The 20,612-nt window shown below is 71.9% G+C and carries 20 protein-coding genes; 4 read left to right on the top strand and 16 right to left on the bottom strand.

The window, feature by feature from the left end:
- Positions 1-75 precede the first annotated feature (75 nt).
- The 7 genes from AA0Z99_RS07155 to dapA all read right to left on the bottom strand — a co-directional run bounded on the left by AA0Z99_RS07155 (position 76) and on the right by dapA (position 7,776).
- Positions 76-297, bottom strand: coding sequence for a DUF3046 domain-containing protein (locus AA0Z99_RS07155; RefSeq protein ID WP_413316325.1), 222 nt, complete (start codon positions 295-297; stop codon positions 76-78).
- 3 nt (positions 298-300) lie between these two features.
- Positions 301-627 (bottom strand): helix-turn-helix domain-containing protein, encoded by a 327-nt coding sequence (locus AA0Z99_RS07160; protein WP_413320803.1) that lies wholly within the window; start codon positions 625-627, stop codon positions 301-303.
- Between the two features lie 121 nt (positions 628-748).
- Positions 749-1,408, bottom strand: coding sequence for a CinA family protein (locus tag AA0Z99_RS07165; protein WP_413316327.1), 660 nt, complete (start codon positions 1,406-1,408; stop codon positions 749-751).
- Positions 1,405-2,007, bottom strand: coding sequence for a CDP-diacylglycerol--glycerol-3-phosphate 3-phosphatidyltransferase (gene pgsA, locus AA0Z99_RS07170; RefSeq protein ID WP_413316328.1), 603 nt, complete (start codon positions 2,005-2,007; stop codon positions 1,405-1,407). Before pgsA ends, AA0Z99_RS07165 begins: the two co-directional genes overlap by 4 nt.
- 13 nt (positions 2,008-2,020) lie before the next feature.
- Entirely contained in the window at positions 2,021-4,936 is a 2,916-nt protein-coding gene (locus AA0Z99_RS07175) for a DNA translocase FtsK (protein WP_413316330.1), read from the bottom strand.
- Between the two features lie 106 nt (positions 4,937-5,042).
- Positions 5,043-6,716: a ribonuclease J gene (locus tag AA0Z99_RS07180; RefSeq protein ID WP_413316332.1), complete on the bottom strand. Its 1,674-nt coding sequence runs from the start codon at positions 6,714-6,716 to the stop codon at positions 5,043-5,045.
- A gap of 85 nt (positions 6,717-6,801) precedes the next feature.
- Entirely contained in the window at positions 6,802-7,776 is a 975-nt protein-coding gene (dapA, locus tag AA0Z99_RS07185; RefSeq protein ID WP_413316334.1) for a 4-hydroxy-tetrahydrodipicolinate synthase, read from the bottom strand.
- A 48-nt stretch (positions 7,777-7,824) separates the two neighbouring features.
- Here dapA and AA0Z99_RS07190 point away from each other — a divergent pair, with 48 nt between their 5' ends.
- Both AA0Z99_RS07190 and AA0Z99_RS07195 read left to right on the top strand, forming a co-directional pair.
- Complete coding sequence (locus AA0Z99_RS07190) at positions 7,825-8,358, top strand: GNAT family N-acetyltransferase (protein ID WP_413316336.1); 534 nt, start codon at positions 7,825-7,827, stop codon at positions 8,356-8,358.
- Between the two features lie 132 nt (positions 8,359-8,490).
- Positions 8,491-10,077: a cell wall-binding repeat-containing protein gene (locus AA0Z99_RS07195; protein ID WP_413316337.1), complete on the top strand. Its 1,587-nt coding sequence runs from the start codon at positions 8,491-8,493 to the stop codon at positions 10,075-10,077.
- Positions 10,078-10,101: 24 nt separating this feature from the next.
- On the opposite strand, the gene AA0Z99_RS07200 is transcribed toward AA0Z99_RS07195, so the two are convergent.
- The 4 genes from AA0Z99_RS07200 to dapB are packed head-to-tail and all read right to left on the bottom strand — an operon-like array spanning position 10,102 to position 12,720.
- Entirely contained in the window at positions 10,102-10,689 is a 588-nt protein-coding gene (locus tag AA0Z99_RS07200; RefSeq protein ID WP_413316339.1) for a dihydrofolate reductase, read from the bottom strand.
- Positions 10,690-10,715: 26 nt separating this feature from the next.
- Positions 10,716-11,516 (bottom strand): thymidylate synthase, encoded by an 801-nt coding sequence (locus tag AA0Z99_RS07205; RefSeq protein ID WP_413316341.1) that lies wholly within the window; start codon positions 11,514-11,516, stop codon positions 10,716-10,718.
- The gene (locus AA0Z99_RS07210; RefSeq protein WP_413316343.1) at positions 11,513-12,019 is read right to left on the bottom strand and encodes a hypothetical protein; all 507 of its coding nucleotides are present in this window, start codon (positions 12,017-12,019) and stop codon (positions 11,513-11,515) included. Before AA0Z99_RS07210 ends, AA0Z99_RS07205 begins: the two co-directional genes overlap by 4 nt.
- On the bottom strand, positions 12,016-12,720 hold the full coding sequence (gene dapB / locus AA0Z99_RS07215) for a 4-hydroxy-tetrahydrodipicolinate reductase (RefSeq protein WP_413316345.1): 705 nt from the start codon (positions 12,718-12,720) through the stop codon (positions 12,016-12,018). Before dapB ends, AA0Z99_RS07210 begins: the two co-directional genes overlap by 4 nt.
- 90 nt (positions 12,721-12,810) lie before the next feature.
- On the opposite strand from dapB, the gene AA0Z99_RS07220 reads away from it, so the two are divergent.
- Positions 12,811-13,269 carry a GNAT family N-acetyltransferase gene (locus AA0Z99_RS07220; RefSeq protein ID WP_413316347.1) on the top strand — a complete coding sequence of 153 codons (459 nt, stop codon included), beginning with the start codon at positions 12,811-12,813 and terminating at the stop codon, positions 13,267-13,269.
- A gap of 9 nt (positions 13,270-13,278) precedes the next feature.
- Here AA0Z99_RS07220 and AA0Z99_RS07225 read toward each other — a convergent pair whose 3' ends face one another.
- From AA0Z99_RS07225 to AA0Z99_RS07235, 3 genes are all read right to left on the bottom strand, one after another.
- Complete coding sequence (locus AA0Z99_RS07225) at positions 13,279-13,881, bottom strand: histidine phosphatase family protein (protein WP_413316349.1); 603 nt, start codon at positions 13,879-13,881, stop codon at positions 13,279-13,281.
- Positions 13,882-13,948: 67 nt separating this feature from the next.
- Positions 13,949-15,322, bottom strand: coding sequence for a M16 family metallopeptidase (locus tag AA0Z99_RS07230; protein ID WP_413316351.1), 1,374 nt, complete (start codon positions 15,320-15,322; stop codon positions 13,949-13,951).
- Between the two features lie 122 nt (positions 15,323-15,444).
- Positions 15,445-17,733, bottom strand: coding sequence for a polyribonucleotide nucleotidyltransferase (locus AA0Z99_RS07235; protein ID WP_413316353.1), 2,289 nt, complete (start codon positions 17,731-17,733; stop codon positions 15,445-15,447).
- Between the two features lie 260 nt (positions 17,734-17,993).
- Here AA0Z99_RS07235 and AA0Z99_RS07240 point away from each other — a divergent pair, with 260 nt between their 5' ends.
- A complete protein-coding gene (locus AA0Z99_RS07240) occupies positions 17,994-18,818 on the top strand; it encodes a hypothetical protein (RefSeq protein ID WP_413316355.1) in 825 nt (274 codons plus the stop codon).
- Positions 18,819-18,920: 102 nt separating this feature from the next.
- On the opposite strand, the gene rpsO is transcribed toward AA0Z99_RS07240, so the two are convergent.
- Positions 18,921-19,190 (bottom strand): 30S ribosomal protein S15, encoded by a 270-nt coding sequence (gene rpsO / locus AA0Z99_RS07245; protein ID WP_413316357.1) that lies wholly within the window; start codon positions 19,188-19,190, stop codon positions 18,921-18,923.
- 145 nt (positions 19,191-19,335) lie between these two features.
- Entirely contained in the window at positions 19,336-20,589 is a 1,254-nt protein-coding gene (locus AA0Z99_RS07250) for a PrsW family intramembrane metalloprotease (protein WP_413316359.1), read from the bottom strand.
- Between the last annotated feature and the right edge of the window lie 23 nt (positions 20,590-20,612).

Here is a 20,612-nt window from a genome sequence, read left to right on the forward strand (position 1 = left end):
ACGCGTCGATCGAACGCATCTTCGAACGATCGGCGGCGTGTCGCGCATGCGGCGACCGCACCGACCCGGCCGAGATCAGCGCTGCGGCTCCTGGAGGCCGCGGCCATGGCGCCGCTGCGTCGGGACGTCCTTCGCGTCGCACAGCGCCCGCCACACGTCCCGGGCGGAGACTCCGGCGGCCAGCGCCTCGGCGCCCGTCCGGCCACCGAGGCTGCTGAGCGTCAGATCGGTCATCAGCACGGAGCCGAGAGCGCCGAACTCGTCGGCGACCGCGGTCTGCAGCTCGCTCGCCCGCACCGCTCAGTGCACCGGGTCGAACTCCGCCACCATGTCGGCGGGCAGCGTGTCCGGCACGGTCGTGGACAGCGAGTCGAGCTCGCCGAAGGTGAGCCCCTCAAGCACGGCGAGACGGTCCCCCACCTCTCGCAGCACGCTCGAGAGCGGCACGTCCAGCGCCTCGGCGACCGATGCGAGGATCTCGCTGGAGGCCTCCTTCTGGCCTCGCTCGACCTCGCTCAGGTAGCCGAGCGCCACCGACGCGCGCGACGCGACCTGACGCAGCGTCCTGCCCTGGCGCAGCCGCGTGTCGCGCAGCACATCGCCGATCTCCTGTCGAACCAGCACCATGGTCTCCCCCTTCACCGTGGTCGGATGCATCAGCCTACTGGCAGCTCTCCTGCGATCTGCCGTGATGCCCACGAAGTTGACAACACCCATGTCACATCACGCATTCCGCAGCGCGCCCAGGTCAGGTTGTGGATTCGCTGTGCATGGGGAGGTCGGTGCGGTCGAGCGCTGAGGACAGCGCTCGTAGCGCTGCGAGCAGCGCCGCAGCGCGCACCGCCTCCCGGTCGCCGGTGGCGTGGTGCGAGGAGGAGAGCGCAACGCGTCCATCCGTCGTCTCGATCTCCAGGCCGATGTGGAACTCGCCCGGCGGGCGGCCGTCCTGGGAGCCGGGCCCGGCCGCGCCGGTCGTGGCGATGCCGATCGTGCACTCCGAGCGATCGACGGCCGCGAGCTGGCGCACCCCGCGCGCCATGGCGATCGCGACGTGGGGGTCGACGGCGCCCCGCTCGGCGAGCAGCTGCGCCGGGACGCGCAGCACCTCCTGCTTCATCGGGGTCGCGTAGGCGACGACACCGAGGCGGAGCACCCCGGAGGCGCCGGGGATGCGCACCAGCGTCGCGGCGACGAGGCCACCGGTCAGCGACTCCGCGACCGCGATCGTGACCCCTCGCGCGGCCGCGCGCGGGACGATGGAGGCGGCGAGCTGCGAGATCTCGCGCACCGTGGCGAACGAGCCCCGCGCCTCGCTGCTGCCACGCGCACCGTCGCCGCCCTGCGTGCCGCCGCTGCGGTCGGCGTCCGTGCTCGTCGTGCGCGTCGCGCGCCCTGCCGCTTCGGTCATCGTCGCCCTCTCACCGCGTGGATCACGAACTCGACGCCCGAGTAGATCGTGAGCGCCACCGCGATCGTCATCGTGATCGTGCAGATCCAGACGCCCGGCTCACCGATCCAGGCCTGCACCGGCACCAGCGCGAGCGGCAGCGCGATCGCCTGGGCCATCGTCTTCGCCTTGCCAGCCCAGTCTGCCGCGATCACGACCTGGTTGGCCACCACCAGGCGGTATGCGGTGATGCCCCACTCGCGCAGCAGCACCACGGCCGTGATCCACCAGTCGAGCTCGCCGAGCACCGACAGCACCACGAACGCGCTGCCCGTGATGGCCTTGTCGGCGATGGGGTCGATGAGCTTGCCGAAGTCGGTGACGAGGCCTCGACCGCGAGCGATCTGCCCGTCGACGAAGTCGGTCGCGATCAGCACGGCGAACAGCACCGCACCGAGCGTGCGGGCGAGACCGGGCTCCGGGTTCATGAGCGCGACGACGATGAAGACCGGCGTCAGCAGGATGCGCGCGACCGAGATCAGGTTCGGCACGCTCGCCACGCTGGCGGGCTCGTCACCGCGTCGCCACACGCGCCCGCGCCACGGGCTCAGGATCCCCATGCGGAACGGCTCCTCAGTCCCGGCCGGTCAACGACCAGGCGTCCTCGCCGTCGTCGCCCTCGGCCTCGACCACCTCGAGGCCAGCGGCGTTGGCGTCGTCGAACGGATCGGCGTAGGGGTCGTCGGCCTGGCTCCACGAGCCGTCCCCGAGGGGCGCGTCGACGGGATCGTCGTCCGCGGCGGCGACCGCCGGCGCGGCCGAGGCTGCTGCCGCCTGCGTCGGTGCGCGCGCAGGCGCGGGCGCAGGGCCGCCGGCGGGCCCTTCGCCGCGCAGCGAGGCGAGCACGGCAGCGAGGCCGTCCGGCGGCACGAGCACGTCGCGGGCCTTCGAACCCTCGGAGGGGCCGACGATCTCGCGCGACTCCATCAGGTCCATGAGGCGACCGGCCTTGGCGAAGCCGACGCGCAGCTTGCGCTGCAGCATCGAGGTCGAGCCGAACTGCGTCGAGACGACGAGCTCGGCCGCCGCGCAGAGATCCTCGAGGTCGTCCCCGATGTCTGCGTCGATCTCGCGCTTCTCCGCGACCTCGGCGACGTCGTCGCGATACTCGGGCCGAGCCTGCCCCGTGACGTGCTGCACGACGCGCTGGATCTCCGCCTCCTCGACCCAGGCGCCCTGCACGCGCATCGCCTTGTTCGCACCCATCGGCAGGAACAGTCCGTCGCCCTGGCCGATCAGCTTGTCCGCACCGGGCTGGTCCAGGATGACGCGCGAGTCCGTGACGCTCGAGACCGCGAAGGCGAAGCGGCTCGGCACGTTGGCCTTGATGAGCCCGGTGACGACGTCGACCGAGGGGCGCTGGGTCGCGAGCACGAGGTGGATGCCGGCGGCGCGCGCGAGCTGGGTGATGCGCACGATCGAATCCTCCACGTCGCGCGGCGCCACCATCATCAGGTCGGCGAGCTCGTCGACCACGACGAGCAGGTAGGGGTAGGCCTTGAGCGTGCGCTGGCTGCCTGCGGGCAGCACGATCTCGCCCGCGCGCACCGCGGCGTTGAAGTCGTCGATGTGCTTGTAGCCGAACGACGCGAGGTCGTCGTAGCGCATGTCCATCTCCTTCACGACCCACTGCAGCGCCTCCGCTGCCTTCTTCGGGTTCGTGATGATGGGGGTGATGAGGTGCGGCACGCCCTGGTAGGCGGTCAGCTCGACGCGCTTGGGGTCGACGAGCACCATGCGCACCTCTGCGGGCGTCGCGCGCATGAGCAGGCTCGTGATCATCGAGTTCACGAAGGACGACTTGCCGGAGCCGGTCGAGCCGGCGACGAGCAGGTGGGGCATCTTCGCGAGGTTCGCGACCACGAAGCCGCCCTCGACGTCCTTGCCGATGCCGATCGTCATCGGGTGCTTCGAGTCGGCGGCCGCGCGCGAGCGCAGCACGTCGCCGAGCTTGACCGTCTCGCGGTCGGGGTTCGGGATCTCGATGCCGATCGCGCTCTTGCCGGGGATGGGCGAGAGGATGCGCACCTCGTTCGAGGCGACGGCGTACGACAGGTTCTTCGAGAGCGCGGTGACCCGCTCGACCTTGACGCCCGGGGCGACCTCGACCTCGTAGCGGGTGACGGTCGGGCCTCGGGAGAAGCCCGTGACCTTGGCGTCGACGTTGAAGGACGAGAGCACCTGCGTGATCGCCGCCACGATGTCGTCGTTGGCCTGCGAGCGCGCCTTGGGCGGGTCGCCCTGGCCGAGCGACGCGATCGACGGCAGTCGGTAGGGCCGCTCGCGCTGAGGCGCCGCTGCTGCTGCGGTTGCGCCCTCGCCGGAGGTCGGTGCGTCCAGCGCGGTGTCGCCGCCGTCGGCCGCCACGATCTCGCCCGTGTGCTTGCGCATCGCCTCCTCCGCGTGCTCGAGGGAGGCCAGGACGGAGGTCGCGTAGTCGTCGTGGTCGACGCCGACTGCATCGCCTGGCCGCGGCTCGACGGGGTTCGCCGGCACGGCAGCGACCCGCGTGGTCGGCAGCTCGCGATCGACGACCACGGGGCTGTCGTAGGGGAGCTCGTGCGCGTCGCCGAGATCGAGCGCCTCGACGCCCTCGTAGGGCGGGTCGACCTCGCGGCCGGTCGCGTTGCGCCGCCAGAACGGCAGGGCGTCGGCGCCCTCCACGGGCTCCTCCTCGGCTGCCTCCGCGGCCTCCGCCCTCGCGAGCTCCTTGGCCTCGCGGCGCGCGCGGCGGGACTCCTCGCGCTCCTCCTCGGTGCCGGTGTCGACCCCGAAGAGGTAGCCGTAGAGCTCGACGAGGCGCTGCGGGATGCGGTTGGGCGCTGTGCGCGTGACGACGAGCACCGAGAGCGCGGCGATGATGCCGCAGACGATGCCTGCGCCGATCGGCTGCAGCAGCGCTGCGAGCGGCGCGGAGGCGACCCAGCCGAGGATGCCGCCCGCGTCGGCCAGTGCGGGCATGCCGAGCGACGCATCCGGCATGCCCGCGATCACGTGGCACAGACCGGCGACCGAGACGAGCAGCAGCACGAGGCCGACGCCGACGCGACCGTTGTCGCTCACGGACGCGGGGTGGCGGAACATCCAGAGCGCGAGCAGCACGAACACCACCGGGAGCGCGACCGCCACCTGGCCGAAGAGTCCGCCGAAGGTGTAGGCGGAGATCGCCTCGGCGACCGCGTTGGCGGGCATGATCCACTCGACGACGGCGCCGAGGATCGCCAGCAGGGTCAGGAAGAAGGGGACGCCGTCGCGGCGCTCGTCCTTGGCCAGCTCCTCGCGGCCGAACACGCGGGCGGCGCCGCCCGTGGCGTGCGCGAGGCCCATCCAGGCGCGCTGGCCGAGACCGGGGCCGTCGTCCTCGAAGACGGGCTGCGCCTTCGTCGCGCGCGCCTGCCGCTGCACCTTGGTGGTGGCAGCGGTCTGCTTGCCCTTCGCCGGGCTCTTGGGCGCGATCGGGCGCGTCGGCTTCGTGCTGGACATGCGCATCACTGTAGGTCGAGCCGGCCACACGGGCGCGCAGGCGCTCCGCGATGCCGCGGAACGCGCCGCCGCGCCTGGCGCCCATCCCGGCGGATGAGCGCCAGCGTCGGCACTACGCCTCGATGACCACCGGCACGATCATGGGGCGACGGCGGATGCGCGTGCCCACCCAGCGTCCGACGACGCGGCGCACGACCTGCTGGTACTGGTGCTGGTCCCGCACGCCCTGCTCACCGGCCTCGGCGAGCGCCTTCACGATCTTGGGGCGGATGTCGTCGAAGATCGAGTCGTCCTCGGCGAAGCCGCGGGCGTGGATCTCGGGCCCGACGATCACCTTGCCGGTCTGCGACTCGAGGGCGATGAAGATCGAGATGAAGCCCTCCTCGGCGAGGATGCGACGATCCTTGAGGTCGGCCTCGTCGATGCGACCGACCGAGGAGCCGTCGACGTAGACGAAGCCGATCTCGTGCTGTCCGGCGACCGTGATGCGGTGATCCTTGAGATCCCAGACGGTGCCGTTCTCGCCGACGTGCGCGCGCTCGCGCGGCACGCCCGTGTCGATCGCGAGCTGCGCCGCGGCGTGCAGGTGGCGGTACTCGCCGTGCACGGGGATGACGTTCGCCGGGCCGAGGATGTTGTAGCAGTAGAGCAGCTCGCCCGCGGAGGCGTGCCCGGAGACGTGCACCTTCGCGGAGCCCTTGTGCACGACCTTCGCACCCAGCTGCATGAGGCCGTTGATGATGCGGAAGACCGCGTTCTCGTTGCCCGGGATGAGGCTCGAGGCGAGGATGATCGTGTCGTCCTCCCCCACCTCGATCCGGTGCTCGCCGTTGACGATGCGGCTGAGCACCGCCATCGGCTCGCCCTGCGATCCGGTCGACATGAACACGACCTGCTCGCGCGGCATGTTCTCGGCCTCCTTCTGCGAGACCACGACCTTGTCGGGCACCTTCAGGTAGCCGAGATCAGCGGCGATGCCCATGTTGCGCACCATCGAGCGACCGACGAAGGCCACCTTGCGGCCGTTCTCGGCGGCGGCGTCGAGCACCTGCTGCACGCGGTGCACGTGGCTCGAGAACGACGCGACCACGACGAGGCCGGAGGTCTTGGCGATCACCTGCGACAGGACCGGGCCGATCTCGCGCTCGGGAGCCGTGAACCCCGGCACGTCGGCGTTCGTCGAGTCGACCAGGAACGCATCCACGCCCTCTTCGCCCAGGCGCGCGAAGGCGCGCAGGTCGGTGATGCGGTCGTCGAGCGGCAGCTGATCCATCTTGAAGTCGCCCGTGTGCAGCACGAGGCCCGCAGAGGTGCGGATCGCGACCGCCAGGGCGTCGGGGATCGAGTGGTTGACCGCGATGTACTCGGTCTCGAACGGCCCGAGCTGCTCCTTCTGCCCCTCCTTGACGGTGAGCGTGTAGGGCTTGATGCGGTGCTCCTTGAGCTTCGCCTCGATGAGCGCGAGCGTGAGCTGCGAGCCGAGCAGCGGGATGTCGGCCTTCAGGCGCAAGAGGTACGGCACTGCGCCGATGTGATCCTCGTGCCCGTGCGTCAGCACGAGGCCGACGACGTCGTCGAGGCGATCGCGGATCGGCCCGAAGTCGGGCAGGATCAGGTCGACGCCCGGCTGGTGCTCCTCGGGGAAGAGCACGCCGCAGTCGACGATGAGCAGCTTGCCGTCCTGCTCGTAGACCGTCATGTTGCGGCCGACCTCGCCGAGGCCGCCGAGCGGGAAGATGCGGAGCGTGCCTGCCGCGAGCGGGGCAGGCTGGGTGATGGCCGTCATGGCCCTCCTTCGATATGGGGCTCGCAGTGGTGCGAGCGGATGTGGTGGTTGCGCACGACTCGCGCGCATGGATGTCTGTGTCGAGCTACTGCCTGGTGGTGCCGTGCACCCTGGGCAGCGCACCGCCTGCGGCCGCGTTGCGGTCGGGGCGGAAGCGGGTGAGGTCGAGACCGTCGACGCCGGAGACGAGCGCGAGCTCGTCCTCGATGAGCGCCGCCTCTGCATCCTCCGGCCCGACGAGCGGCAGGCGCACGCGCGGGCTGCCGATGCGGCCGAGGCCGTGGAGGATGTACTTCGCGGCGACGGTGCCGGGTACATGGGTCATGGTAGCGCGGACGAGCGGCTCGAGCGCCTTGTGCTGCGCCTGCGCGGTGGCGAGGTCGCCTGCGTTCACGGCGTCGACCATGGTGCGGTAGGGCCTCGGCGCCACGTTCGCGGTCACGCCGATCAGGCCGGAGGCGCCGATCGCGAGGTGCGGCAGCACGTTGGCGTCATCGCCGGAGAAGTAGAGCAGATCGGTCTGGTTGAGCACCCGGCTGACCTCGGCGAAGTCGCCCTTCGCGTCCTTCACCGCCAGGATGTTCGGGTGCTTCGCGGCCCGCAGGATCGTCTCGAAGCGGATCGGGATGCCGGAGCGCCCGGGGATGTCGTAGAGGATGACCGGCAGATCGGTCGCGTCGGCGATCATGCGGAAGTGCGTCAGCACGCCCGCCTGCGTCGGCTTGTTGTAGTACGGCGTGACGATCATGACGCCGTCGGCACCGGCCTGCTCGGCCTGGCGGTAGAGGTCCATCGCGTGCGCGGTCTCGTTGGAGCCGCCGCCCTGGATCACCTTGGCGCGGTCGCCGGCGACGGCCTTGGCGACCTCCACCAGCCGGATCTTCTCGGGGTCGGTGAGGGTCGACGTCTCGCCGGTGGTGCCGGAGACCACGATGCCGTCGGCGCCGCCCGTGACGACATCGTCGATGAGCCGCTCGACATCGGCCCACTCCACCTCGCCATCGGCGCTGAAGGGGGTCACGAGCGCGACGAGGACCTGGCCGAAGGGGTTGTGTGTCACGCCCCCAGGCTATCGCGCCGCCCGGTGCCCGGCAGGTAGCGTCGACGGATGATCCGACTCGAGGAGCCCTCCCCCGCGCTGCACGCTCCCTGGCTGGCGGCCATGCGCGAGTTCGACGGCGCCGTGCTGCACGGCTTCTCGACCTTCGGCTTCGAGGTCGAGGAGCTGGCGACGGCTGCGGGGTTCTCTCGCTGGCTCGAGCGGGAGCGGCGGCAGCAGACCGAGGGCATCGACGGCTTCGTGCCGGCCACGGCGTGGTGGATCGTGGACGACGAGGCGCCGACCACGGTGCTCGGCTCCATCCACCTGCGGCACGAGCTGAACGACTGGCTGCTCGCCGAGGGCGGCCACATCGGCTACGGCGTGCGCCCCTCCGCGCGCGGCCGCGGGGTCGCGAGCGCCGCCCTGCGGCTCGTGCTCGAGCGCGCCGCGGCGATGGGGATCGAGCGGGTGCTGGTCACCTGCGAGGCGGACAACCCGGCGTCGCGCGCGACGATCGTCGGTGCCGGCGGCGTGCTGGAGGATGCGCGCTGGAGCGACGAGCACGGCACCTACGAGCGCTACTGGATCGCGCTGGGCTGAGGCGGCCGATCGGCCGGTGCTCGCCCGTGATGCGATCGTTATGGGTTCGGCGCTGTGAACCTCAGCCTCAAGGTTAGGCTCAGCCTCACCCCGGTCACCGCGGCGGCGCCGCCACGTTCGATGAGGATCCCCATGCGCCCCTTCCTCGCCCTCGCGACCGCGCTCGCGCTCGTCGCCACCGGCCTCGCGACGGCCGCCGCGCCCGCCCGCGCACTGGCGGTCGACCGCATCGCCGGCAGCGACCGCTTCGAGACCAGCGTCGAGGTCTCCCGGAACCTCGGCGACATCACGGGCGGCGTCGTCTTCCTCGCCAACGGCCTCACGTTCCCCGATGCGCTCTCAGCCGCGCCGGTCGTCGCCGCCGAGGGCGGGGACCTGCTGCTCACCCTCCCTGACCGGCTTCCCTTTTCGGTCGCGGAGCGCATCTGGGAGCTCGCGCCCGCAGAGATCGTCGTCGTGGGGTCGACCGCGTCCGTCTCGGACGCGGTCCTCGATCAGGCGGCGGAAGCCGCGAGCGCTGGCAGTGGCACGGACCTCCAGCAGACGCGCATCGGTGGGGTCAACCGAGTCGAGACCTCGCTGCTGCTGCTGGATCGGCTGCGCGAGAGCGGGCCGGTCACGGCTGCGTGGATCGTGTCGGGTGCGAACTTCCCCGATGCCCTCGTGGCAGCCTCGGTCGCGGGTCGCTACGGCGAGGCCGTCATCCTCGACCACCACGCACCCGGGAGCGCCGGCTCGCGCGCGTGGCTCGAGCTCGTGGGACCGCACGTGCGCGGGCTCGGGCTGCAGATCGCCGGCGGCGAGCCGTCGGTCAGCGAGGCCGACCGCGTGGGGCTCGAGCGAGCCGGAGCCACGTCCACGCACCGATACGCCGGCCGCGACCGGTACGAGACGGCGCGACTGATCAACGAGTCGATCCCGGGCGCGCCCGCCTCGCCCCACATCCTCCTCGCGACCGGGCAGAACTTCCCGGATGCGCTGGCGGGAGCGGTGCTCTCCGCCACCGCTGGCGTGCCGATGTACCTGACCCCGCAGTCCTGCCACGCGGCGATCCGAGCGATGCTGGTCGCCGAGACCGGCAGGCTCGGCACGCAGACGGTGGTCGGGCTGGGCAGCGAGGCGACGCTCAGCGATCGCACGCTCGCGCTCTCGCCCTGCACGGCACCGCTGCCGCAGCAGATCGGGCAGATCTACGGCACCTTCCCCATGCAGCGACACACCGGCACCGGCCCGCGCACCATCGACCTGGGGCGCAGCATCGCCTACGCGCAGGTGGTCGCGCGGATCCGCTCCTCCGGCTTCCTCGCGCTGCACTCCCTCGACGCCTCGCGCGCGCACCTCGACACCTTCGCGGACGGGTCCTCCTCCTACGTCGGCACCACCCTGATCCAGCCCCACGGCACGGCGACTCGCTACATCCGCGTCGATGCGACGGGCGCGTGGGCGCTGGAGGTGCGCGACCTCACCAGCGCGCCCGTGCTCGGCAGCGCGGCGAGCGGCGGTCACGACGCCGTCTTCCTCTACGGGGGCAGCGGCGGCGCCGTCGACTTCACGACCGCCTCCTCCCCGCTGCGGCCATTCGTCACCGAGCACTGGGGAGCCCGGCAGCTCGACGAGGTGTCCACCGCCGGCAGCCTGCGGCCGGGGTCGGGACGGCTGCACGCCGGGCCCTCGGTCGTGCAGGTCCGAGCGAACGACTGGACGCTGCGGATCCGCTGACCGACCGACGCGAGGGCGTGCTGCTCAGTCGCGCAGCGCGCGCTCGAGCGAGCGGTAGGCATAGCGCAAGCCCGAGGCGCTGGTGTGCCAGCCGGTCGTCGGATCGCGCGCGATCTCGGCCCAGGGCGCGTCCGGCGGGCTTGCGTCGTGCGCGCCGGGGCCGGGGGCCCCGGGGTCGGGGGCGCCGGCGCGCGAGTGGGTCCCGGGGTCGGGGGCGACGGTGTCGCCGGGCGCGTCGAGGTCGATGTCGGTGATCTCGAGGCGGTCGGCGACCGGCAGGGCGTCGCGGTAGACGCGGCCGCCGCCGATGACCCACACCTCGCCCTCGGGGCCGGCGATGGCGCGCGCCGCCGACAGCGCCTCCTCCAAGCTCGCGACGGTGCGTGCGCCAGCGGCGAGGTAGTCGGGGTTCGAGGAGATGACGATGTTGTCGCGGCCGGGCAGCGGCCGGAACCGCTCGGGGAACGACTCCCAGGTGCGGCGCCCCATCACGACCGGATGGCCCATGGTGATCGCCTTGAAGCGCGCCATGTCCTCCGGCAGGCTCCACGGCATGTCGCCGGCCTCGCCGATCACCCCGCCGCGCGCCTGCGCCCAGATCATGCCCAGCATCCGCTCGCCCCTCGTCGACCGGTCGCTCAGACCGCCACCGGCGCCTTGATGCCGGGGTGGTGCTCGTAGCCGACGACCTCGAAGTCGTCGAGGTCGTAGTCGAGGATGCTGTCGGGGCGGCGGCGGATGCGGAGCGTCGGCAGCGCGAAGGGCTCGCGCGCGAGCTGGCGCTCGACCTGCTCGACGTGGTTGTCGTAGACGTGGCAGTCGCCGCCCGTCCAGATGAGGTCGCCGACCTCGAGGCCCGTCTGCTGCGCGATCATGTGCGTCAGCAGCGCATAGCTGGCGATGTTGAACGGCACGCCGAGGAACATGTCCGCCGAGCGCTGGTAGAGCTGGCAGCTGAGCCGCCCGTCCGTCACGTCGAACTGGAAGAACGCGTGGCACGGGGCCAGCGCCATGTCGGGGATGTCGGCGGGGTTCCAGGCCGACACGATGTGGCGGCGCGAGTCGGGGTTCGTGCGGATCGACTCGACGACCTGCGCGATCTGGTCGATGGAGCCGCCGTGCGGGTCGGGCCACGAGCGCCACTGCACGCCGTAGACGGGGCCGAGCTCGCCGTCGGCGTCGGCCCACTCGTCCCAGATGGTCACGCCCTGCTCCTGCAGCCAGCGCACGTTGGACTCGCCGCGCAGGAACCACAGCAGCTCGAGCGCGATCGACTTGAAGTGCACGCGCTTCGTGGTGATGAGCGGGAAGCCCTGCGACAGGTCGTAGCGCAGCTGCCTGCCGAACACCGAGCGCGTGCCGGTGCCGGTGCGATCGCCCTTGTGCTCGCCGTGCTCGAAGACGTCTGCGAGCAGCGACTCGTAGGGGTGGTCGGTCATGGTGCCTCCTGTGCTTCGGTGCTGCTGCCTGCGGCTCGCCGGAGCGCGAGCGCCTTGCGCGCCGCCATCCGCGCCCGCTTGCGGTCGCGCGCGGCGTCGTAGGCCATCGACAGCCGCAGCCACGACTGCCACGACTCGGGATGCGCCTCCACATCGGCCTTCGCGATCGGGAAGGCGCCCTCGGCGGCCTCGCGGTCGGCGCGGCCGGAGGGCATGGCGGGCAGCGGCAGCGGCATGCCGCCCTGCGCGTCGAGCTCGCGCACCGCGCGATGCAGCTGCGCGCCGAAGACGAGCTCGCGGCCGAGCGCCCACGCCCCGACGACGAAGAAGACCAGCAGCGCGATGCCCGTGACGATGCCGATCAGCTCGCCCGACGCGATCAGGCGCACGGCGCGGTCGCCGGCGAGCACGAGGTAGAGGGCCAGGGCGCCGGCCATCACGAGCGCGAGCGCCATGCCCATGCCTGCGGGCGCGGCGCGCCGGGCGGCCACCGGCTCGCTCACGCGAGCCCCAGCAGATCGTCGATGCCGACGGTCACGCCCGGCTGCGGCTCGGCGCGGAGCGCGAGCAGGATGCCTGCGCTGTAGGAGTCGTTCGAGCTGGTGTCGTGGCGGATCGTGAGGGTCTCGCCGATGCCGCCGAAGACGACCTCCTGGCGCGCGACGACGCCGGGCAGGCGGATCGCGTGCACCGGCACGCCGGCGATGATCGCACCGCGGCCGGGCTCGTCGGGCGTGGCTGGCAGGAACCCGCGCACCGCACCCACCGCCTCCGCGGTCCGCGTCGCGGTGCCGCTCGGCGCATCGCGCTTGCGGTCGTGGTGCGCCTCGACGATCTCGACCGCCTCGAAGTGGCGGGCGGCGATGGTCGCCAGGTGCGTCTCGAGCACACTGCCGAGCGAGAAGTTGGGCACGATGCGGATGCGCTCGACGCCCCGCTCCCGCAGGACCGCGATGCGCTCGTCGCTCCAGCCGCTCGTGGCGATCACCATCGGCACGGATGCCTCGGTCGCGGCCGCGACGAGCTTGGCGCTCGCGCCCAGCACCGTCGCGTCGAACACCACGTCGAGTCCCGTGAGGTCCACGCCCTCGCGCACGTCGAGCTCGACCGGCTCGAGGTCGTCGGCCTCTCGCGCGATCCGCAGGGCGAGCGAGCCGAGCCGGCCCGTGGCGCCGGCGATGCCGACGCGCCTGGTTGGTGCCATGGATCCAGCCTACGGCGTCCGGCGGCGCGCTCGGATGGCCGGCGCGAGCCGCCGTCGGCGCGCGCCGCGCCGTCGTCCTAGAGTGAGCGGGTGCCCATCACGATCGCTCCCGAGGATCCCGCGACCGAGGTCGCGCAGTCGCTCCTGCAGGCCTACTTCTCCGATCGCGCCATCACCTTCATCGGCGGCACCTACACGCCCCGCCCGGCCGATCCGGCGACGCTTCGGGCGCCCGATGGCGCCTTCCTGGTCGCTCGCGACGGCGACGCGCCGGTCGGATGCGGTGCGCTGCGGCGCCTCGAGCCGCACCGCTTCGAGGTGAAGCACCTCTTCGTCGCCCCGGCGGGCCGCGGGAAGGGCACGGGCGCTGCCCTGCTCAGCGCGCTCGAGGCGCGCGCGGCCGAGCTCGGCGCCACGGAGGTCGTGCTCGACACGAACAGCGCCCTCAAGGCGGCCAACGCCCTCTACACGAGCCGCGGCTACGCGGCCATCGCCCCCTACAACGAGAACCCGAACGCGACGCGCTGGTTCGCGAAGCCGCTCGCCTGAGGCGCGGCCTCAGTAGGGCTGCGGGATCGGCATGCCCGTGCGGTCCTCTGGCGGCAGGTGCCCGAGGTCGTTGTGCACGACCAGCTGCGCCGGCTTGCCGGAGCGGCGGCGGATGATCGTGAGGCCGCAGTTGGCCTGGTTGAGGCTCATCCACTGCCAGTCGGGCGACTGCATGACCTCGCGGACGAACCAGCCGATCACGAAGTTGTGCGTGACGAGCAGCTCGTTGACGTCGCCGCGCGACGGCCGCAGCCACTGATCGCCCGCATCCTGCATCTGCGCCGCGCCGGCCTCGGCCTCCTCGGGGCGCACGCTGTCGAGGAAGCGGTGGAACCCCACCGGCGTGTGCTCGTCCTTGCCGGAGGGGATGCAGTCGAGCAGCAGCGCCGACTTCTCGAACTCGACGGCCGTCAGGCGCTCCTGCATGATCGCCGCGGTCTCGGTGGCGCGCATGAGCGGCGAGGTCCAGGCGCGGTCGAAGTCGACGCCCGAGAGGCGCTGCGCGATCGCCTGCGCCTGGCGCTTGCCGCGCCCCGAGAGCTTGCCATCGTCGACACCGTGCTCGGCGTCGAGCTGCTCGCCGTGCCTGACGAGGTAGAGCAGGTGGGCCATCGTTCCTCCGCGTGAGCGCGACGATGCGCCCGGTCTCGGTGCTGCGGGCGCGCGAACGGGCCCTTCTCTAGCGAGCGGCTGGGGCCGCCGCCTCCACCGTATCCCGCCGCGCTGACACGACGAGCGCGTCCAAGCCCTCCGGCACCTGGCCGACGGCAGCGATCGAGCGAGGCCCGCCCGCGAGCTCCACGGCCAGCGCTCGGACATCCGCCTCGCTGACTCGCTCGATGCGCTCCAGCGTCGCATCGATGTCGAGGAACTCGCCGAGCGTCAGCTCCGCCCGCCCGAGCCGCGACATGCGCGTGTCGCTCTCCTCGAGCGCGAGCGCCGAACCGCCGGCGAGCTGACCCTTCGCGCGGCGCAGCTCGTCATCGGCGACGCCCTCCGCGAGCCGCTCGAGCTCGGTGAGCATGAGCCCCGCCACCTCGAGCGTCTTGTGCGGCTGGCACGCGGCCGCCATCCCCATGAGCCCCGCGTCGGCATAGCCGGAGGCGAAGGAGTAGACCGAGTACGCGAGGCCCCGCCGCTCGCGGATCTCCTGGAAGAGGCGCGACGACATGCCGGAGCCGAGCACGGCGTTCAGCACGGCCATGGTGCTGCGCCGAGGATCGCCAGCGGTCAGCCCGGGCGTGCCCAGCATCAGGCTCACCTGCTCGAGCGGCCGCCGCACGACGGTCAGCCCGCCGTCGGTGTACGGCTGCAGCGCGCCGGATCGGCGCTCCTTCGGGCTGCCCTCGCTGAGCGCCCAGCCGTAGCGGCTGAGCGCCTCCTGCAGCTGCTCGACGACCGTGTCGTGGTCGACGGCACCGGCGACCGTGACGACCAGCTCGCTGGGGTCGTAGTGCTCGCGGTAGTGCTCGGCGACGCGGTCGCGCGACACGGCGCGGATGGAGGCGCCCGTCCCGCCGATCGGGCGACCGAGCGGCGCCTCCAGGCCGTGCACGAGCTCGCTCAAGCGCTCCCCGGCGACGTCGCCCGGGTCGTCGTCCGCCATCGCGAGCTCTTCCAGGATCACCTCGCGCTCGTGCTCGAACTCGGCGGCGTCCAGCAGCGACGAGGTGACCATGTCGGCCAGCACGTCGACGGCCATGCCGAGGTCCCGGTCGCGCACCTTCGCGTAGTAGCAGGTGTGCTCCTTCGCGGTGAGCGCGTTGTGCTCGCCGCCGACCTCGTCGAAGGCGACGGCGATGTCGAAGGCCGTGCGCGTCCTGGTCCCCTTGAACAGCAGGTGCTCGAGGAAGTGCGTGGCCCCGCGCGCGTCGTCTCGCTCGTCGCGCGAGCCGACCGGCACCCAGAAGCCCACCGAGGCGCTCGCCGCGCCGGGCACGCGCTCGGTGAGCACGCGCACGCCGCTCGGCAGCACGGAGCGCCGCACGACCGCGCCGCCGGCGGCGTTGATGACGATCTCAGGGGTCTCGAGCGGCAGGGCGACAGCGGGCATCCGACGATCCTAACGCCGATGGAGGGCGCGCTCGCCGACGACGACCACGCGCTGTGCACGGGCGCGGACGACGGATGCCCCCACCCGGCTGGGTGAGGGCATCCGTCGCGGTGCGGGTCTGGCTACTCCGCGGAGTCGGCCGAGTCGGCCGAGACCGACGACTCCGCGTCGCCGGCTGCAGCGGTCGGAGCGACCGGCTGGCTGTCGTCGACGACCTCGAGCGAGAGCTTGCCGCGGTCGTCGATCTTCGTGATCTCGACCTGGACCTTCTGGCCGACCGAGACGACGTCCTCGACGGCCTCGATGCGCTTGCCGCCGTTCAGCGTGCGCATGGCGGTCACGTGCAGCAGGCCGTCGCGGCCGGGCATCAGCGAGACGAACGCGCCGAAGGACGCGATCTTCACGACGGTGCCGAGGAAGCGCTCGCCGATCTCGGGGTTCGAGGGGTTCGCGATGGCGTTGACCGCGGCGCGCGCAGCCTCGGCCGACGGCCCGTCGACGGCGCCGATGTAGACGACACCCGAGTCCTCGATGGAGATCTGGGCGCCCGTGTCGTCCTGGATCTGGTTGATCGTCTTGCCCTTCGGGCCGATCAGCTCGCCGATCTTGTCGACCGGGATCTGCACGCTGATGACGCGCGGCGCGGTGGGCGCCATCTCGTCGGGTGCATCGATGGCGGCGTTGAGGACCTCGAGGATCTTCGTGCGCGCCTCCTTGGCCTGACCGAGCGCTCCGTGGAGCACCGAGGCCGGCAGGCCCGAGAGCTTCGTGTCGAGCTGGATCGCCGTGATGAACTCCGGCGTGCCCGCGACCTTGAAGTCCATGTCGCCGAGCGCGTCCTCAGCGCCCAGGATGTCGGTGAGCGCCGCGTAGCGGGTCTCACCGTCGACCGTGTCGCTGACGAGGCCCATCGCGATGCCGGCGACGGGAGCCTTGAGGGGCACACCGGCGTTCAGCAGCGCGAGCGTCGATGCGCAGACCGAGCCCATCGACGTCGAGCCGTTCGAGCCCAGCGCCTCCGAGACCTGGCGGATCGCGTAGGGGAACTCCTCGCGGCTCGGCAGCACGGGCATGAGCGCGCGCTCAGCCAGGGCGCCGTGACCGATCTCGCGGCGCTTCGGGCTGCCGACGCGGCCCGTCTCGCCCGTCGAGTACGGCGGGAAGTTGTAGTTGTGCATGTAGCGCTTCGTCGTGACAGGGCTCAGCGAGTCGATCTGCTGCTCGAGCTTGAGCATGTTGAGCGTGGTGATGCCCATGATCTGCGTCTCGCCGCGCTGGAAGATCGCGGAGCCGTGCACGCGCGGCACGACCGCGACCTCGGCGTCGAGCGGGCGGATGTCGGCGAGGCCGCGTCCGTCCATGCGGATCTGGTCGGTGAGGATGCGGCCGCGGACGACCTCCTTCGTCACCGCCTTGTAGGCGCCGGAGACCTGCGTCGCGACGACCGCGGGCAGCTCGCCGCGCTCGATCCGCTCGTTGATCTCCTGCTTGACCTGCTCCTTGAGCTGGTCGTCGGCGTCGTTGCGCTCGATCTTGCCGGCGATCCGGTAGACCTCGCTCAGGCGGTCCTTGGCGATGCCGCGGACGGCCTCGAGCGCCTCGTCCGAGTAGGGCGGGAACAGCGGGTAGTCCTGCGTCTCCTTCGCGGCGGTCTTCGCGACCTCTGCCTGCGCGGCGACGAGCTGCTTGATGAAGGGCTTCGAGGCCTCGAGGCCCTGCGAGACGACCTCCTCGGTCGGCTTCACGGCACCGCCCTCGATGAGCTGCCAGGCGTTGTCGGTGGCCTCGGCCTCGACCATCATGATCGCGACGTCCTCGACGCCTGCGGCGTCGGTGACCACGCGGCCGGCGACGACCATGTTGAACACGGCGCGCTCGAGCTGCGAGTGCTTGGGGAAGGCGACCCACTGGCCGTCGATGAGCGCGACGCGCACGCCGCCGATGGGGCCGTCGAACGGCAGGCCGCTCAGCTGGGTCGACATCGAGGCCGCGTTGATCGCGAGCACGTCGTACAGCTCGTCGGGCTCGATCGCGAGCACGGTGACGACGACCTGCACCTCGTTGCGGATGCCCTCGACGAAGGACGGGCGCAGCGGCCGGTCGATGAGGCGGCACGTCAGGATCGCGTCGGTCGAGGGGCGGCCCTCGCGACGGAAGAACGAGCCCGGGATGCGGCCAGCGGCGTACATCCGCTCCTCGACGTCGACCGTCAGCGGGAAGAAGTCGAAGTGGTCCTTGGGGTGCTTGCCGACGCTCGTGGCGCTCAGCAGCATCGTCTCGTCGTCGATGTACGCGACAGCGGCGCCCTGCGCCTGCTGCGCGAGCCGGCCGGTCTCGAACCGGACGGTGCGGGTGCCGAACTTGCCGTTGTCGATGATGGCTTCGGCGAATGTGATCTCTGGACCCTCCAAGGGTCCCTCCTCTCGTAGGCGCGCAGGCGCGCTGTCGAACGTCGCGGCACCCGCGGTGAGGAGGTGGTCATCAGTGGAGGAGGTCGAAGCCTGCTGCTTCGGCATCCTCCACCAACGACCAGCCTCGGTCTCGTGAGCGGATGCGCTGCGGTCGCGAGCAGATGCTGCGACCGCTCTGCATGGTAGCAGTCGGGCACCGACGCGGCTCGGGGCCGCGACGACCGCGCGCCGGCGCGCCGGCGCGCCGTAGGATCGCGCGCATGGCCAGCATCCCGCCCCTCGACCTGCGACCGCTGCGCGAACCGCTCACCGCCGAGCACCGGAGCGCAGCCCGTCGCTGGAGGCGCGCCACGAGGCGACCCGCCGACGTCAGGGCGATCGGGGCCGCCGTCGCGGGGTGGGTGATGCTGCTGCCGGGCCTCGTGATCGTGCTGGCCGCCCTCGCCCGGCCCGAGGAGCTGGCGATGCTCATCGTCGGCTCGGTCATGACCGCCATCGGGCTCGCCCTGCTCGTCGGGCGGTCGGTGGGGCGGCGCTCGAAGCGCCGGCGGGAGGTGCGCCTGCTCGCCTTCGCCGAGGCGAACGGCTTCGCCTACGCCGCCGCGGCGCTGCTGCCCGGTGGCCGGTTGGAGGACGCGCTGCGCGCCCACGACGGCGCCGACTGGGGCGTGCTCGCCGTCCCGCAGCCAGACCGCACCGAGCGCCGCCACGGCTGCATCGAGGTGCCCTACGCCTCGCCGGGCGACCCCGCGGAGGACCCCACCCTGCTGGTGCTGCGCGACCACATCGCCGAGGTCGGGATCCCGTGCCGCCTGGTGCTGCGCGACGGTCGCCTCAGCCTGATCGCGCACGACGGATGGTCGCAGGAGGATCCCGCCGTGCAGCGGTTCGTGCACGACGTGCGCTCGATCCTCGCGACGATGGCGCGCCAGAGCGCCGCGAGCGTCGAGCGGCCCACGGCGATCGACTCGACCGATGCCGGCAGGCAGCGGGCGCGGGCGCAGCTGCGCGTCGGTGCCGGCGCGGTGGTCGGCGCCGTCCTGATCGCGGTCGGCACGTCGCTGCTGGGACGGCTGCTGGCCTGAGCCGGAGCCTGGCAGCGCCACCCCTGCGCGACGGATCCGGCGCGCGGCCCGTGGCACGACGAAGGGCCGCCCCGTGCGGGGCGGCCCTCGAGAGTCATCAGGCTATCGGCGGAGGCCGAGGCGCTCGATCAGCGAGCGGTAGCGCTCGATGTCGACGTCCGACAGGTAGCCGAGCAGGCGGCGACGCTGACCGACGAGCAGCAGCAGACCACGACGCGAGTGGTGGTCGTGCTTGTGCTCCTTCAGGTGCTCCGTGAGGTCCTTGATGCGACGCGACATCAGCGCGATCTGCACCTCGGGGCTCCCGGTGTCGCCCTCGTGCGTGGCGTACTCCTCGATGATGGCCTTCTTGATCTCTGCGTTCAGGCTCATGTGATGGGGCCCCTCTCTGCTCACAGCGCGGTGCCCGTGCCGGATGCACGAGCGCTCTTTCTCCGCGGCCGGTTCACGGCAACCTGTCAAGAATACCAGGTCTGCGCGAGCAGTGGAGCGCGCACCGGTGCCCGGCCTGCATCGCTCAGCGACGCGGCGGCCAGGCCCTCTCGAGCTCGAGGTCGCCGAAGCGCTGCACGCGCGCTCCCGTCGGCGCGGCGACCGCGATCCCCTGCTGCATCTGCACCGGCTGGCCCATCGCCGCGCTCGCCATCGAGCGGCGCAGGTCCACGAGCTCTGACAGCAGCGAGACCTCGTCGGCGACGTGCTTCGCCTTGTCGCGACCGACGAGCGCGCGCTGGCGGTGGTTCGCGAGCCGGGTCGCGGTCTGGATGTACTGCTGCATGGGCTTCCGCAGTCCTCGCCGCTTCGCCCACTGCAGCAGCAGCGCACGACCATCGCCGGAGGAGAGCCGCTCGACCTCCTCCCGGCTGAACCAGCCGGCGCGACCGTAGTCGTGCAGGCGAGCGCGCGTGATCCTGATCTCCTGGCGCAGCAGCAGCCACACGAGCGCCGCCGCGATGATGCACAGCGGCACCTGCACGAGCAGGTAGTACACGAAGAAGCCGAGGGTGCCGCCCGGCACCCACCAGCTGGCGGAGTTCCAGAGCGCGTGCAGCAGCGCCGACACCAGGTGGCCGACGGGGAAGGCCAGCAGCAGCCACCAGCGGCTGCGGAGTCGCGCCGCGAAGCCGAGCGCGAGACCGATGCCGACCGCGGTGAAGATCGCGTGCGTCAGCGGGCTCATGATGCCGCGCAGGAAGAAGATGAAGGAGCCGTCGCCGCTCTCGCTCAGCGAGGTGCCGAAGTACAGGATGTTCTCCGTGAAGGCGAAGCCCGCGGCGGACAGCGCCGCGAACACGATCCCGTCGACCGGCCCGTCGAAGGTCTTCCTGAAGAACAGGAACATGATGACCACCGGGATCGCCTTCCACAGCTCCTCGGTGAAGGGGGCCTGGATGACGGTGGCGTAGAACTCGTACTGCTCCTGCGACTGCAGGAGCGGCACGACGAGCGGCTCGAGCACGCCCTGGTTGAGCAGCAGCGTCAGGAGCACGGCCGCGATGCCGCCCCACAGCGCCGCGAACCACAGCGCGATGCGCGGCTCGGGCTCCCACCGGTCGATCGCCGCCACCGCCCAGATGACGAAGGCGAGCGGGAACAGCGCCATCAGGCCGGAGCTCGCGACCAGCGCCGAATCGCCGATCGCGCCGTCGAGGATGAAGATGACGGCGAACGACGCCAGCGCCAGCACGACGATGCCGATCACGCCGGCGATGACGCCGACGTTCGGGCCTTGCTTCCGGGCCAGCGGAGACAGCGGGACGGGGGCGCTCACCCGCAGATCGTATCGAGGAGCGC

The organism is Agrococcus phoenicis (assembly GCF_047302415.1).
Classification (GTDB): domain Bacteria; phylum Actinomycetota; class Actinomycetes; order Actinomycetales; family Microbacteriaceae; genus Agrococcus.